The 14,796-nt window shown below is 41.2% G+C and carries 14 protein-coding genes; 5 read left to right on the top strand and 9 right to left on the bottom strand.

What is annotated here, in order from left to right:
- Positions 1–239: 239 nt before the first annotated feature.
- The gene (locus D0T49_RS01565) at positions 240–1,274 is read left to right on the top strand and encodes a bifunctional oligoribonuclease/PAP phosphatase NrnA (RefSeq protein ID WP_163628836.1); all 1,035 of its coding nucleotides are present in this window, start codon (positions 240–242) and stop codon (positions 1,272–1,274) included.
- Between the two features lie 117 nt (positions 1,275–1,391).
- Positions 1,392–2,333, top strand: a complete 942-nt coding sequence (locus tag D0T49_RS01570; RefSeq protein WP_163628837.1) for a Fic family protein — start codon at positions 1,392–1,394, stop codon at positions 2,331–2,333.
- 163 nt (positions 2,334–2,496) lie between these two features.
- Here the strand turns inward: D0T49_RS01570 and D0T49_RS01575 are convergent, their stop codons facing one another.
- Genes D0T49_RS01575 through D0T49_RS01585 form a run of 3 tightly spaced genes read right to left on the bottom strand, consistent with a single transcriptional unit; the run spans position 2,497 to position 4,626 of the window.
- Entirely contained in the window at positions 2,497–3,006 is a 510-nt protein-coding gene (locus tag D0T49_RS01575) for a hypothetical protein (protein ID WP_163628838.1), read from the bottom strand.
- A gap of 56 nt (positions 3,007–3,062) precedes the next feature.
- Positions 3,063–3,779 (bottom strand): tRNA1(Val) (adenine(37)-N6)-methyltransferase, encoded by a 717-nt coding sequence (locus tag D0T49_RS01580; protein WP_163628839.1) that lies wholly within the window; start codon positions 3,777–3,779, stop codon positions 3,063–3,065.
- A 4-nt stretch (positions 3,780–3,783) separates the two neighbouring features.
- Positions 3,784–4,626 carry a hypothetical protein gene (locus D0T49_RS01585; RefSeq protein ID WP_163628840.1) on the bottom strand — a complete coding sequence of 281 codons (843 nt, stop codon included), beginning with the start codon at positions 4,624–4,626 and terminating at the stop codon, positions 3,784–3,786.
- Between the two features lie 172 nt (positions 4,627–4,798).
- On the opposite strand from D0T49_RS01585, the gene D0T49_RS01590 reads away from it, so the two are divergent.
- The 3 genes from D0T49_RS01590 to pyk all read left to right on the top strand — a co-directional run bounded on the left by D0T49_RS01590 (position 4,799) and on the right by pyk (position 7,984).
- Positions 4,799–5,656 carry an enoyl-ACP reductase gene (locus tag D0T49_RS01590; protein WP_163628841.1) on the top strand — a complete coding sequence of 286 codons (858 nt, stop codon included), beginning with the start codon at positions 4,799–4,801 and terminating at the stop codon, positions 5,654–5,656.
- 417 nt (positions 5,657–6,073) lie between these two features.
- Entirely contained in the window at positions 6,074–6,493 is a 420-nt protein-coding gene (gene aroQ, locus D0T49_RS01595; RefSeq protein ID WP_163628842.1) for a type II 3-dehydroquinate dehydratase, read from the top strand.
- A 48-nt stretch (positions 6,494–6,541) separates the two neighbouring features.
- Positions 6,542–7,984, top strand: a complete 1,443-nt coding sequence (gene pyk / locus D0T49_RS01600; protein WP_163628843.1) for a pyruvate kinase — start codon at positions 6,542–6,544, stop codon at positions 7,982–7,984.
- Between the two features lie 55 nt (positions 7,985–8,039).
- Here pyk and D0T49_RS01605 read toward each other — a convergent pair whose 3' ends face one another.
- The 6 genes from D0T49_RS01605 to D0T49_RS01630 form a co-directional block, all read right to left on the bottom strand.
- Positions 8,040–8,585: a nitroreductase family protein gene (locus D0T49_RS01605; RefSeq protein ID WP_163628844.1), complete on the bottom strand. Its 546-nt coding sequence runs from the start codon at positions 8,583–8,585 to the stop codon at positions 8,040–8,042.
- Between the two features lie 129 nt (positions 8,586–8,714).
- On the bottom strand, positions 8,715–9,296 hold the full coding sequence (locus D0T49_RS01610) for a flavodoxin family protein (RefSeq protein ID WP_163628845.1): 582 nt from the start codon (positions 9,294–9,296) through the stop codon (positions 8,715–8,717).
- A 102-nt stretch (positions 9,297–9,398) separates the two neighbouring features.
- Complete coding sequence (locus D0T49_RS01615; protein ID WP_163628846.1) at positions 9,399–10,040, bottom strand: hypothetical protein; 642 nt, start codon at positions 10,038–10,040, stop codon at positions 9,399–9,401.
- Between the two features lie 127 nt (positions 10,041–10,167).
- Positions 10,168–13,701, bottom strand: a complete 3,534-nt coding sequence (nifJ, locus tag D0T49_RS01620) for a pyruvate:ferredoxin (flavodoxin) oxidoreductase (protein WP_163628847.1) — start codon at positions 13,699–13,701, stop codon at positions 10,168–10,170.
- Between the two features lie 217 nt (positions 13,702–13,918).
- On the bottom strand, positions 13,919–14,365 hold the full coding sequence (tnpA, locus tag D0T49_RS01625; protein WP_163628848.1) for an IS200/IS605 family transposase: 447 nt from the start codon (positions 14,363–14,365) through the stop codon (positions 13,919–13,921).
- A gap of 130 nt (positions 14,366–14,495) precedes the next feature.
- Positions 14,496–14,768: a zinc ribbon domain-containing protein gene (locus D0T49_RS01630; protein ID WP_163628849.1), complete on the bottom strand. Its 273-nt coding sequence runs from the start codon at positions 14,766–14,768 to the stop codon at positions 14,496–14,498.
- Positions 14,769–14,796 lie beyond the last annotated feature (28 nt).

Here is a 14,796-nt window from a genome sequence, read left to right on the forward strand (position 1 = left end):
CACTACGCTACAGGCTTTGAAACTCCTCGCTTCGCTCGTCAAACAGCAAATCCTGTTTAACGCTTCGTTACGCTGAATTTCTTAACGCTTACCAGCTGAGGCGGAAAGATTAGTTTCGGCTACGAAGGAATAGAATAGCAATTCTATATATTTTGATGCGGTTGCTCTTGTGAATTGAGGGTTTTGTTGCTGGTATTCATATTTATGATTATATTTGTACTTAGACTAAATCAGAAAATATGCTTTCAAAAATCATAGCAGAAGACCTTGTAAGCCGGCTTCGTGAGGCAATTGATATTAAAGAAAAAATAGTTATTGTAAGCCATGTGGGGCCCGATGGCGACGCGGTAGGTTCTTCGTTGGCTTTGTGGCACTATCTGCACCAACTGGGCAAAACGGCGCAAGTAATCGTACCCAGTGCCTTTCCTTCATTCCTCGATTGGATGCCCGGAGCAAGCAATATCATTGTTTATGAGAAAGATAAAGAGAAAGCTGATGATGTTTTCCTCCTTGCCGATTTGATATTTGCCCTTGACTTTAATACGCCAAGCAGGGTAGACAAAATGCAGGATGCCTTGCTGAACTCTCCTGCTCCTAAAATACTTATCGACCATCACCTGCATCCGGATAGTTTTGCACAGATTGTGATTTCGTACCCTGAGATTTCTTCGACAAGCGAGCTTGTTTTTCGTGCTATCTGCCGTATGGGGCATTTTGATAAGATTACGCTGGAATGTGCTCAATGCATTATGACTGGTATGATGACCGATACGGGAGGGTTTACCTATAATTCGAATCAGCCTGAGATATACAATATAATATCGGAGTTGATAAAACTGGGAGTTGACAAGGATGATATTTACCGTAAAGTGTTCAATACTTTCTCGGTCGACAGGCTTAAGTTAAGCTCGTTTTGTGTGTACAAAAAAATGAAAGTATTCCCCAAATATAAGGCCGCTCTGATAGCATTGAGTATGGATGAATTGGAAAAATTCAATTACCGTCAGGGAGATACCGAAGGTATTGTAAACATGCCTTTGTCTATCGAGGGAGTTATATTTTCTGTTTTGATGCGTGAAGATTCGGATAAGATAAAAATATCTTTACGCTCACAAGGCGCTTTCCCTGCAAATAAGGTTGCGTCCGATTTATTCGGCGGCGGCGGACACCTGAATGCTGCCGGTGGCGAAAGCTATATGACACTGAAAGAAACTGTAGATAAATTTAAAAAGGCATTGCCCGATTACTTGGAATTTTTGGAAGAGCAGGAGTAAATAAATATGCCAATAAATTCAATTGGTTGTCTCGTATTCTGATTGATTTGGGTAGTACTGTTTTAAAATATCTACCCAATAAACTACCCTAATCGAAAATATTACTACCTTTGTTCAATGTTATATATACCTCCATACAAAATAACGCCTAAAATCATCGACCTTGTTTCTAAGATAAGCGAGGCGGTAGGTGTTCTTCTTTATGCTCAAGAGGAGTTAAGGCTGCATCGGATAAACCGCATTAAGACTATACAAGGCTCTCTGGCTATTGAGGGAAATACTCTGACTACAGACCAGATTACCGCCATCCTCGACAACAAACCCGTTATCGCGCCAATTAATGAGGTGCAGGAGATACGTAATGCGATAAAAGCGTATGAACTGCTCGACGAGTTAAATGCTAACAGTATGAATGACCTGCTGAAAGCACATCTAACAATGGAATTGGGGCTTATTGACGACGCCGGGCGGTTTCGTCGGCAGGGTGTTGGCGTGGCATCAGGCAAAGATATTATACATTATGCGCCGCCGGCAGAGCGTGTGCCATATTTAATGAGAGATTTATTTGATTGGCTGGATGAGACTGAAGAACATCCGCTGATAAAGAGCTGCGTATTTCATTACGAGTTTGAGTTTATACACCCGTTTTCTGATGGCAACGGGCGCATCGGACGGCTATGGCAAACGCTTATCCTTTCTGAATGGCGGTCTGTTTTCAAAAATCTTCCAATCGAAAATGTTGTTTATAAATATCGTAAAGAATACTATCATGCTATTGCAATTAGTGGTGGTGAGGATGGCTGCACGCCGTTTATAGAATTTATTTTGAGTGTGATTGATGAGACGCTGACGATGGAGAACAATGCTCCTCGTACAACACGCGATAAGATAATGGAACAGATGCGAGCCAATCCAAAAATCACGCGCAACGAGTTGGCTGCTATATTGAGATTGACCCCCGACGGTGTTAAGTACCACTTGCAAAAGATGAGTGCGGACGGCATAATTACTCATCATGGCTCATCGCGCAGTGGCTATTGGGAAGTGGTCGGCGGTTAACATTAAATTTTACCTGCCTTACGATTGTATCTTGAAGTGTTTTTGAAAGCTTTGCCATTTTACAGCGTGAAAAAATCGTGCAATAGCAAAGATTGCCCGATTATACTACTTTTCTTGAAGAATAAGAATGAGTCTGAAATTTTAAAGGTAGGAGATTTCTGATTTACAACTTAAAATAAATTGTCGTTAATATTAAATTTGTTTGCCGTATAGCAGATTCTAACTCAAAATAAAAAACCACTTGATATGTTATGCTATATATCAGCATCAAAATGGCTAAGGCTAATTGCAAGTTTAAAAGAAATGTTTTTGTTTTTTTATTGGGAAGTAAGGTTTTGTTGCAGATTTTACCTGCTATTGGGTAACTAATTAGAAATGAAATTGTTGATTTTGATAAATTGGTTATTACCCAAGAAAATACACTCCAAGAGAAGATATGTGCTTTAGAAAAAGCGATATGTAGGTTTTTTAAAAACAGATAACTAAACCAAAAGAATGTGACAATACCTATTATTTGAATACTTAATATTACTTTTTCTGAAATTATTTTTTCATTCCTTTTTATATAAAAGTCAATTATTGCAGTAATACATAATACTAATGACGGTAAAAATAATCGCAATATTGTTTTTAAATATATTTTTGTAAATAACGGATCTGAAATAAATTCCATACTGGAGAGTGGTTAGATAATTTTCTACAAAAATAGTAAACTTAAGAAATTCTCGGTTATAATTTCAAATAGAAATCTTTTGCTAATTGAGTAAATTCGGGAGTGTATTGATGACGGGTTTCGCTTTCGATGGTGATATGTGTGTTTTCTCTTTCCCGTTTTTCTAATGAGAACCCTAATAGTAGCCTTTTAGCAGGTGAGCCTGGTTTTGGAAAAACAGATACTTTTTTATTGCAAAATAATCCTGAATTTTCAGCAAAGTCGATACATTTTTCCCCTTCATTGATTGGCAAAATTATACATAGTTTGCCTTTCGGGGTAATCAGTGCTTTTGAGTACGTAATCAATTCTTCGTGTGTCAGTGTATCTGTGTGGCGTGCGGTAGTTCGTGTGTCTTCGGGGGCTTTCATCGAATTGATGAAGAAAGGTGGGTTGGATACGATGAGATCATATTTTTTCGTAGATGATAACATGAAATCCTGAAGTGAGTTTTTTCCGACTTCTATTCTGTTGCCCCAAGGAGAATTTTTTATGTTGATTTCGGATTGCAGAATAGCGTTTTCGTCTATATCTATCGCTGTAATTGTAGCATCGGGGTTGCGTTGTGCCAGCATTAAGGCTATTAGCCCGCTACCTGTTCCTATGTCCAGTATATTGTTTGCGTTTTTTACATCGGCCCATGCGCCGAGCAAAACCCCGTCGATACCTACCTTCATAGCACATAAATCGTGGTAAACGGTGAATTGTTTGAAACTGAAATACGGATTCCCCATTTTTTTATCTGCGGTTGCTGTTTGAGGTAGATTGTCTTGAACCGGTTCCGCCGGAACTTCTTGAAGCGGGACTGCTGCTGTTGCCTTGCAATGGTCTTTGCGATGGTGCAGGGCGGTTTATGTTCTGTTGGCGTGACGGTTGTTGTTGAGTTCTGGAATTATTATAATAACCGGAATTTCGGCTTTGAGGCATCATGGGCTGGTATGTTGGTTTGCGTGTTGAGGTTGAGGAGTTGGAGCGTGTCCCCTCAGGTTGCCGTGTCGGGCTTGTGTTGCTGTTTCTGCTCTTGTTTGCATCTGTAGGCGTGGTTTGGTTTGTCGATTCCCTGACCGGGCGGTTGCCTTCGCGGGTTGTCGATGCAGGATTATTTGTTCTTGTAGGTGTGCCCGATGGCTGAGTGGTTCTTTGGCTGTCTGTTTGTGTGCTGTTGCTTCTCGACGGCGAAGTGCTTCTGTTGTCTTGCGATGGAATGGTTTGCCGGCTGTTTTCTATCACCGGACGCTGATTGTCGGCAGGAATTTTGTAGGTGGAACGTTCGTAGTGTTTGTCCCGAAGTTGGTTGTATTGCTCGTTGTTTAATACGCGTTTAAGATCAGCATCTTTATTTTTTGTCCGTTCCATGGCTTCGCTGCGTGTGTTTGATTGTTGACGCTGCCGTGCATAACGCAGGTTTATTTCGTATACCTTTCTGGTTTGTTCGGGGGTGAGGTTTAGTTCTTGTTGCAGCCTTTCTGTCTGCCTTGTAGCTTCTTGTTCGGGTGTTCGTATTGGTAAATTCTTGTCCTGTGCTATTAGTGACAAAGTACAAGATAGAAACAGAAAAAAGGTAATTTTATAAATATTCATTTTGTAACCAGAAAAAGAAGTTTGAAGCAAATGAAAAAGCAACAATCTTCGTGCCAAAACAGATGATATTATTCTTTTCCTAAAAAACCCTTCAAAGATATAAATAATTTTATATTTGGATATTATTGCACATTTTATGTATCTTTGTGCCAAAATAATTAGTTTTTCGATTATGAGTAATAATTTATTAAAGGGTAAAAAAGGTATTATTTTCGGGGCATTGAATGATATGTCAATTGCTTGGAAGGTAGCAGAACGTGTTGTAGAAGAAGGTGCTACAATTACATTGTCGAATACTCCACTGGCTGTCCGTATGGGGACAACTGATGAACTTGCCAAGAAACTGAACGCGAAACTTATTCCTGCCGATGCTACAAATGTACAGGATTTGGAAGCTGTTTTTGCTCAATCGATGGAAGCTCTTGGAGGAAAAATAGATTTTGTTCTTCACTCTATTGGTATGTCGCCAAACGTTCGTAAAAAACGTACTTACGACGATTTGGACTATGATATGCTGGATACGACACTTGATGTTTCGGCAATTTCGTTTCATAAAATGCTGCAGGTTGCCAAAAAGATGGATGCCATAAACGAATGGGGCTCTGTAGTAGCACTTACATACATGGCTGCGCAGCGCACTATGTTTGGTTACAACGATATGGCCGATGCTAAAGCAATGCTTGAGTCTATTGCACGGAGTTTTGGTTACATATACGGGCGTGAGAAGAATGTACGTATTAATACTATATCGCAGTCGCCTACTATGACCACTGCCGGTAGCGGTGTAAAAGGAATTGATTCTTTGCTCGATTTTTCGGAACGTATGTCGCCGCTAGGTAATGCTTCGGCCGACGATTGTGCTAATTACTGTGTTGCTATGTTTAGCGATTTGACTAAAAAAGTAACTATGCAAAATCTTTTCCACGATGGAGGTTTTTCAAGTATGGGTATGAGCTACCGTGCTATGGAGCAGTATAATAAAAGTTTTGACGATTTTAAAGACGAAAACGGAAAAATTATTTACGGATAATTTCTTTTAAATACGAACATGTACAAAAGGGTTCGGATAAATTCGTGACAAATAAAAAAGAATTTATCCGCATCCTTTTCTTATTTAGCAGGAAATAGATTTTTTTCTTATTTTTGCAAAAATATTTGCAGTTTTGTATTGCTGCCAAAGGGAACGTTGAAAACCTGTTCGTGTGTTTTGTCAATCCCCATGATTTTTATACGGGCGTTCATAACTGAGTTAATATTATCTCATTTTGGGTTTTTTCAGATAGCATCAAGAATACTTCCTTTGGTAATGTTTCGTCTTGAGCTTTTGTAATGAGATAACCTTGTCTATCCATGATTTTTTAGCAGATAAAATTTGCTTGATGCTATTGCTCTGTTTACACACTTATAATTGTCTGTAATTTTCGGAATAAAAGGCTAACTGTTAAATATGAAGCGTATTTTAATAATCAATGGACCTAACTTGAATTTGTTGGGAAAGCGTGAACCTTCGGTTTATGGCAATCAGTCGTTCGACGATTTTTTTGATGAACTGCAAGAGCGTTTTCGGGAAACAGCAGAGCTGAGTTACTACCAGTCGAATATCGAAGGGGAAATAATTGATAAAATTCAGGAAGTTGGTTTCTCCATTGATGGAATAATTCTGAATGCAGGTGCCTACACTCATACTTCCATTGCTATAGCTGATGCTATTAAATCCGTTTCGGTTCAGGTTGTTGAAGTCCACATTTCAAACGTATTTACCCGCGAGCCATTCCGCCACCAATCATTTCTCTCGCCTGTAGTGAAAGGATGTATTGTGGGTTTCGGGCTCGATTCCTACCGTTTGGCCATAGAGGCATTCCTGTGATTTTTCTTATTTTAAATTCTTCAGTTCAAATAAAATTTTAAATATTATATGTCGAAGTTTACTAAGATTGTTGCAACCATCAGTGATAAGCGTTGCGATGTTGATTTCTTGCGTGAGTTGTATGAAGAAGGTATGAATGTAGTGCGGATGAATTCGGCTCACTTGCAGCGTGAGGGCTTTCTGAAAATTATAAATAACGTTCGCGAAGTTGGTAGCGATATCGCCTTGCTTATTGATACAAAAGGGCCTGAGGTGCGTACCACAGTTGCCGAAAATGATAGAATTGAGCTTTTTACCGGCGATTTGGTGTGTGTGACGGGTAATCCCGACCTTGTTTCTACCAAAAAATGTATTGCGGTGAACTATCCGTTTTTTGTACGCGATTTGCATATTGGCGACGATGTGTTAATCGACGATGGCGAGATTGACTTGAAGGTAGAATCTAAAACGGACGATTGTTTGTTTTGCCGTGCATTAAATGATGGCATACTGGGTTCGCGCAAGAGCGTAAATGTTCCGGGAGTACGTATTAATTTGCCGTCGCTTACAGAGCGTGACAAGCAGAATATCTTGTTTGCAATAGAGCAAAACCTCGATTTTATAGCACACTCGTTTGTACGTACCAAAGAAGACCTGATTGATATACAAAAGATTCTGGACGAGCATAATAGCCCTATCAAGATTATAGCCAAGATAGAAAATCAGGAAGGTGTTGATAATATTGATGAGATACTTGAATATTGTTATGGTGTGATGATAGCGCGTGGCGATTTGGGTATAGAGGTGGCTCAGGAAAAAATTCCGGGAATACAGCGCAGGCTGATACGCAAATGTGTTGCTGCCAAAAAACCTGTTATTGTAGCTACGCAAATGCTTCATTCGATGATAAACAACCCACGTCCTACGCGTGCCGAGGTAACAGATATTGCCAATGCTATTTATTACCGTACCGATGCGTTGATGCTTAGCGGTGAAACTGCCTATGGTAAATATCCGGTAGAAGCAGTACGTACGATGGCAAAAGTGGCAAAGGAAGCGGAAAAAACAAAGATGTCGGAAAACGATATTCCCGTGCCGCTGGCTACAAATGATATAACCTCTTTCTTGGCCAATGCTGCGGTACAAGCAGGCGGACAGGTATCTACAAAGGCTATAATTACAGATACGTATAGTGGTAAAACAGCCCGTTTCTTGGCTGCTTATCGTGGTGAGAATCCTATCTTGGCACTTTGTTACCACGAACGCCTGACACGCGAGCTAGCCTTGTCGTATGGTGTAATTCCCGTTTATCAGGTAGAGACGGGCAATACTCAACAGTATTTTCTGCTGGGCTTACAGGAGCTTCTGAAAAACGGTTTCCTCCAGAGCGAAGATTACGTATGTTATCTTAGCGGAAGTTTTGGGGATGGATTTGGCACTACCTTTTTGGAGGTAAACAGGGTAGACAAGATATTTGAAGCAAGGGATAAGTACTTGCTGCCTAATTTTTAAGATAATAATGATATAGGCTGCTCTTCACGGGCAGCCTTTATTTATTGTGTTCGTATCACCACGCATTATAGTGAATTTTCGATTCATCGTATTTGTCTTTAGGCTTGGTTTCGCCTTCGGGATAGCCAATCGGAATAACGTTCAGGGGTAGAACATTCTCCGGCAGTCCGATTGATTCTGTTACTGCATTCATGCGGTCGTCGTATGGATATGCCGCGGTCCACACCGCACCCAGCCCTAATGCTTCGGCAGCAAGCAGGATATTTTGTGTTACAGCCGAGCAGTCGAGATACCAGTAGGACGATTTTTCTTTGTTTCCACACACTACGATAGCCAATGGAGCATGTTTAAGCATTTTAGCATAAGGTAATTTTTCTGCTAAAGTGGCAAGTATTTCTTTGTTGTCAACTACAATAATTTCCCACGGACGTACATCTTTTCCCGATGGCGCTGCCATACCTGCTTTTATAAGTGTGGTGATATCTTCTTTGCTGATAGTCTTATCAGCTATGTAGTTTCGTACACTTTTTCGGCTTTGGATATTGGACAAAACAGCTTCCTGTTTTACTTTATCCGGTATTATGGTTTGTTCCTTTTCCATATTTTTTCTATTGATAAGCAATACGACGATAATAATCAATAAGCTAACGCAAAAAATCTGATAAGTAAGGGGCTTGAGTGTCATAGGTGTTAAAGTTTTATGTTTCAATCGTTTTTACTTCTTCTACTGTTACAATGCACCATGTGTCGTTTTCAGAAGCCAACTTAGCTGTTCACCAAGGTCTTTCATGTTTCTAAGTCCTTCGGCGTCGCCATAAACTTCGCCGGGCATTTCTCCTATGCCGAAATTCCAATATGTAGAGCCGGGAACAATCATACCGCTACCGAGCATGAAACGGTTCAATTCATCATACACGGTAACTGCGCCACCTCTGCGCACGCTGATAACGGCAGCACCTACTTTGCGGGTGAGTGTGCGTCCTTGCCCGATAGTAGTTAACCCCAACCTATCCATGAATGCTTTCATCTCTGCGCTTACGCTCCCGTAATAAGTGGGTGAGGCTAAGATGATGCCATCTGCCTGCTGTGCTTTTCTGATATATTCGTTCATTCCATCTGTTTTGATGCTACACTGACCGTCTTTTGTCCGGAAGCAGGTGTAGCAAGACGCACATCCCCTGAGCAATTTTCCTCCTATTTGCACTAATTCTGTTTCGATGCCCGCTTCGCGGATGGGTTTGAAAACTTCTTCGATTAATTGCTCCGTATTTCCCCCTTTGCGTGGGCTTCCGTTAAATGCTACGATTTTCATATAGTATATTGTTTCTTATGTGTGTATATTGAAGTTAACTACAAATGTAATGATTTTCGTCTGCTCCCGCACGAATCTTTCGCGTGGGGAGTTTGCTGCTATTTATCCTTTCTTCTTTTTTTCTTTCCTTTTGTTTGTGAGCGATTTTATAATTGAAGGTATTGAGAATAAAATGACTGAGAAGCCTATAAGCGAAATACCTATATTGACTTTTCCATCTTGTATGGCTAATGTGCCGGATAGCAAGATTGTAAGACCACCGCCATAGAAAAACAGGTAATAAATAAACTTTAGTGCGAGAAGAAAACAACCGCCTTTCTTGCTTTCTTTCCGATTTTGCTCTATCTCTCTTATTGTTTTTCGGGTTAGTAAAAACTTGCCTGTAATATCGTTCTGAATTTTGAATGTTACTGTAAGATTATTTCCCGTAACAATAATCCAGTCTTTTATTTTTTGCAGAACTTCGTTGTTTAAAATTTCGGCTGATAAAAATGCTTTTTCGGCATCGGGTATTCCCAGTGGCGATACGAGGTTTATTTCGATGAAGCCGTTGAAATCGCTGATTTCTTCGCTTTCGAATTTGCTGTTTAAATAGAAATTTATTGTATCTGTTAACTCCGCTATCCCTGAATAATTAGCGGAAACTTTATATGAAAAAAAATCGGTGCCGGATTTTACTTTTTCTTTATCAAAAAAGGCATTTCCTGCTTTCGATTCTTCTTTTTGCTGAATTTGTTCTTCCATGAGAGATAGATTTATTTTTTAGTGGCTACATTATGCATAATGGTTTGATTATGCAAATATATAATAAAACAAGCTACTCGAAAATTCGGGTAGCTTGTTTATGTAATTCATTTAAGAATAATTATTCTTAAAACTGCTGGTCGGCCATACGTTTGTAGCCTGCGTAACGCCATTTAGCATTTTCTTCGGCTGCTTTAAACAATTCTTCGGCTTGTGCAGGGAATTGTTTCATCAGCGATGTATAACGCACCTCACCTTTCAGGAAGTCTTGGAATTTGCTCCAATCCGGTTCTTTCGAATCCAGTTGCATTGGGTTTTGTCCTTGAGCTTCCAATTCAGGGTTGAAGCGGTACAAATGCCAGTAGCCACACTCAACAGCACGTTTTTGTTCAGCCTGAGCTTTGCCCATTCCGGCGCGCAAACCGTGGTTGATACATGGTGAGTAGGCAATAACGATTGATGGACCATCGTAAGCCTCAGCTTCGCGGATAGCTTTCAATGTTTGTGCTTGGTTAGCTCCCATTGCCACCTGAGCCACGTAAACATAACCATAAGTAGCGGCAATCATACCAAGGTCTTTTTTGCGGATGCGTTTTCCTGATGCCGCAAATTTAGCTACTGCACCTACTGGAGTAGATTTTGAAGCCTGACCTCCGGTGTTTGAGTAAACCTCGGTATCGACAACCAGAATGTTTACGTTTTTGCCCGAAGCGATAACGTGGTCTAATCCACCGAAACCGATGTCATAACCCCAACCGTCGCCACCGATAATCCATTGCGATTGTTTAATCAGGTATTGAGTCAATCCTGATATTTCTTTGCAGATTTCGCAGTCGCAAGCGTTTACAAGCGGAGTGATTTTAGCTTCCAGCTCAATGGTTTTGTCGGCATCGTTACGGTTCTCAATCCATTCTGTAAATAATGCTTTCATTTCGGCCGAACAGCAGTCGCATGATTGTGCTTCAGTCATCAAGCGTACCAAGCGGTCGCGCATTTGCTCTACTGCGAACACCATACCTAAACCAAACTCGGCGTTGTCCTCGAACAATGAGTTTGCCCAAGCCGGACCGCGTCCTTTTTCGTTGGTAGTATATGGAGTAGAAGGAGCCGAAGCTGAGTAGATTGAAGTACAACCGGTTGCGTTTGCTACCATTTGGCGGTCGCCAAACAGTTGCGAAATCAACTTAACGTATGGAGTTTCGCCACAACCCGAACAAGCTCCTGAGAACTCGAACAGCGGAGTTGCGAATTGAGAGTTCTTAACGTTCACTTTAGTGTCAACCAAGTGCTGTTTCGAAGTTACGTTGTTTACACAGTAATCCCAGTTCTTTTGTTCTTCGTATTGAGTTTCGATTGGAACCAGTTGCAGTGCTTTCCCGTTTTTATTGCCCGGACAAACATCAACACAGTTGTCGCAACCCATACAGTCTAATACGTCTACCTGCATGCGGTAGGTCATTCCTTCAAACTGTTTGCCTGTTGCTTTCAGTGTGTCGGTGAATGGTGCTTTCGCTTGTTCTGCTGCATCCAGCACAAAGGGACGGATAGAAGCGTGAGGACAAACATAAGCACATTGGTTACACTGTATACAGTTAGTCGAAGTCCATACGGGTACTAAAGCGGCTACACCACGTTTTTCGTATTTAGTAGTTCCTTGGTCCCAAGTACCGTCTTCGCGTCCTTTGAATGCTGAAACAGGAAGGTCGTCGCCGGCTTGCGCATTGATAGGGCGCACTACTTTCTTAACGAATTCGGGTGCATTATCGGTTCCAACTTCGTCAGCCAATTTAATATCAGCCCATTCTGCAGGAACGTCGATTTTTGTATATTCTCCGCCACGGTCTACTGCAGCGTAGTTTTTGTTTACGATGTCTTCGCCTTTCTTGCCATACGATTTGTTAATCATGTATTTCATTTGCGATACAGCCAAGTCGTAAGGAACTACGTTTGCAATTTTGAAGAACGCCGATTGAAGAATAGTGTTTGTACGGTTACCTAACCCGATTTCGCGAGCGATAGTTGTCGCGTCGATGGTATAAAGGGTAATATTGTTTTTTGCCAAATAACGTTTTACGTTATCAGGAAGATTTTTCAATACTTCTTCTTTGTTCCAAACAGTATTCAATAATAAAGTTCCGTTTTTCTTCAAACCTTTTGTTACATCATACAGGCGTAAGTATGCTTGTACGTGACATGCTACGAAGTCAGGTGTTGTAACCAAGTAAGTAGAACGGATAGGATTGTCGCCAAAACGTAAGTGCGAGCAAGTGAAACCTCCCGATTTTTTCGAATCGTAGAAGAAATATGCTTGACAGTATTTATCAGTATTGTCACCAATGATTTTGATTGAGTTTTTGTTGGCACCTACTGTACCGTCAGCACCAAGTCCGTAGAATTTAGCTTCGAATGTACCTGCCGCACCCATTGGTATTTCTTCTTTCAATGGAAGCGAAGTGAAAGTAACATCGTCAACAATACCTACTGTGAAGTGGTTTTTAGGCTCGTTCATGCCCAGATTTTCGTAAATAGCCAATACTTGAGCAGGAGTAAAGTCTTTCGACGATAATCCATAACGTCCGCCGATTACAAGAGGAGCGTCTGCTTTTCCGTAAAGAACGTCTTTTACATCTAAGTATAGAGGTTCGCCACCTGCTCCCGGCTCTTTTGTACGGTCGAGCACACAGATGCGTTTTGCAGTTTTAGGAAGAACAGCTAAGAAATGTTTAGCTGAGAAAGGACGATACAAGTGAACGGCAATCATACCTACTTTTTCGCCTTTCGCCATCAGGTAGTCGATACCTTCGCGGATAGCCTCGGTGCCCGAACCCATAGCCACTACTACACGGTCGGCATCAGGTGCGCCGTAGTAATCGAACAAGCCGTATTTGCGTCCTGTGATTTTGCTCAGTTCGTTCATATATTCTTCAACTACGGCAGGAACTGCATCGTAGAATGGGTTACATGCTTCGCGAGCTTGGAAGTATATATCTGGGTTTTGTGCAGTACCACGTACTACAGGAGCCTGAGGATTCAATGCACGTTGACGGAAAGCAGCCAATGCTTCTTTGTCGAGTAGCGGAGCCAAATCGTCGTTATCTAATTGTTCGATTTTTTGAATTTCGTGCGATGTACGGAATCCATCGAAAAAGTGTACAAAAGGCACGCGTGTTTTGATAGCAGTTAAGTGAGCAACTGCGGCTAAGTCCATAACTTCTTGTACCGAACCGGTAGCCAGCATGGCGCAACCTGTTTGGCGGGTTGCCATAACGTCCTGATGGTCGCCAAAAATAGAAAGTGCGTGAGAAGCCAATGCACGTGCTGAAACGTGATAAACACCCGGAAGTAATTCTCCGGCAACTTTGTACATGTTAGGAATCATCAACAGCAGACCTTGCGATGCTGTGAACGTGTTGGTCAGTGCGCCTGCTTGCAATGAGCCGTGCATAGCACCTGCAGCACCAGCTTCCGACTGCATTTCTTGTACTTGTACCGTTTCGCCGAAAATGTTTTTACGGCCGGTTGCAGCCCACTCATCAACGTATTCAGCCATAGTGGACGACGGAGTGATGGGGTAAATCGCAGCTACTTCGCTGAACATATACGCGATATGCGCAGCAGCCTGATTACCATCACAAGTCAAAAATTTTTTAGTTTTAGCCATTTTTGTTTGTAAAATTAAAAACACACTTCCTAAACCCCAATAAGGAACTTTTGAAATGTATCTTAGTTATATTAATTATTCATTCTTAATTTTATTCTTAAAATGGTTTGCAAAGCCCCGCAGGGGCGGGATTATGCATAACCGTATGTAAGCGAGAGAAACGAGCGCAACTTACGGCATTGACCGTAGATTCCGCTAAAACCCCGCAGGGGTGAGATTATCGTTCCCAATCCCTCTCGTCCAGTTTCAATTCCATCTCTTTGAGAAAAGCCTCATACTCATCTCTGAACGTAACGGTTTTGTGATGTTCCCGTTGGTTTTTGATATAATTTATTATCGTGTCTTTATCTCTTAAACTATATGTCAGTGTTGCGTATTTTTCTCCCCAGGCTGTAAAATGTTCAAAACCGACAGTTCGCTTTAGCATCTTGCTTGTTTCTACTTTCAAATCGCGCATGAAATCAGATAACGCAATAGTAGGATGAAGCGAAAACAGGATGTGAACATGGTCTTCCATGCCATTCACCCGGTATAAAACGCTGTTTTTGTTTTTAATAACGCCCCAAATATAACGATACAACTCATCCGAATGCTCAAGAGAAAGCGTTGGTTCGTTTGCCTTGGTACGGATAACTGCATGATATAACAATTGTACGTAACTCATCAATCAATAATAATCTCGCCTCTGCGAGGCTTTATTTTGTATTGTGTTGTTTGTCCGTAAGCTGCGCTCGTTCCTCGCTTGCATACGGTTATGCATAATCCCGCCCCTGCGGGGCTTTACAATTTTTTTTTTACCTCTTCCAGCGTTTCAATGTAGGGAAGTATTCTCTCATTTCCTTACGGGCTTCTTCTTTGCTGAATTTGGTATCCGAATTTTTGTTGAACTCGTCCAGATAATTCAGGTTGTGCTCTATCATTTCGTTCATTGTAATGTCCTGAGTGAAAGCTCCGTTTTTATAGCAGTAAACACAGTATTCCTGATTTAGAGTGCCAGCGGCATTGGTGCCGAAATCATCGGCAGTACGCATTGGCATTCCACAGCTTTGACAAATCTTTTCTTCCATAATATTATATTTTTCTCCACTTTAATTT

The organism is Paludibacter sp. 221, assembly GCF_010501035.1.
Classification (GTDB): domain Bacteria; phylum Bacteroidota; class Bacteroidia; order Bacteroidales; family Paludibacteraceae; genus QVMH01.

Coding starts and splice junctions, on each gene's coding strand:
- D0T49_RS01565 (WP_163628836.1), top strand. CDS start 240: ATGCTTTCAAAAATCATAGCAGAAGACCTTGTAAGCCGGCTTCGTGAG.
- D0T49_RS01570 (WP_163628837.1), top strand. CDS start 1,392: ATGTTATATATACCTCCATACAAAATAACGCCTAAAATCATCGACCTT.
- D0T49_RS01575 (WP_163628838.1), bottom strand. CDS start 3,006: ATGGAATTTATTTCAGATCCGTTATTTACAAAAATATATTTAAAAACA.
- D0T49_RS01580 (WP_163628839.1), bottom strand. CDS start 3,779: ATGGGGAATCCGTATTTCAGTTTCAAACAATTCACCGTTTACCACGAT.
- D0T49_RS01585 (WP_163628840.1), bottom strand. CDS start 4,626: ATGAATATTTATAAAATTACCTTTTTTCTGTTTCTATCTTGTACTTTG.
- D0T49_RS01590 (WP_163628841.1), top strand. CDS start 4,799: ATGAGTAATAATTTATTAAAGGGTAAAAAAGGTATTATTTTCGGGGCA.
- aroQ (WP_163628842.1), top strand. CDS start 6,074: ATGAAGCGTATTTTAATAATCAATGGACCTAACTTGAATTTGTTGGGA.
- pyk (WP_163628843.1), top strand. CDS start 6,542: ATGTCGAAGTTTACTAAGATTGTTGCAACCATCAGTGATAAGCGTTGC.
- D0T49_RS01605 (WP_163628844.1), bottom strand. CDS start 8,585: ATGGAAAAGGAACAAACCATAATACCGGATAAAGTAAAACAGGAAGCT.
- D0T49_RS01610 (WP_163628845.1), bottom strand. CDS start 9,296: ATGAAAATCGTAGCATTTAACGGAAGCCCACGCAAAGGGGGAAATACG.
- D0T49_RS01615 (WP_163628846.1), bottom strand. CDS start 10,040: ATGGAAGAACAAATTCAGCAAAAAGAAGAATCGAAAGCAGGAAATGCC.
- nifJ (WP_163628847.1), bottom strand. CDS start 13,701: ATGGCTAAAACTAAAAAATTTTTGACTTGTGATGGTAATCAGGCTGCT.
- tnpA (WP_163628848.1), bottom strand. CDS start 14,365: ATGAGTTACGTACAATTGTTATATCATGCAGTTATCCGTACCAAGGCA.
- D0T49_RS01630 (WP_163628849.1), bottom strand. CDS start 14,768: ATGGAAGAAAAGATTTGTCAAAGCTGTGGAATGCCAATGCGTACTGCC.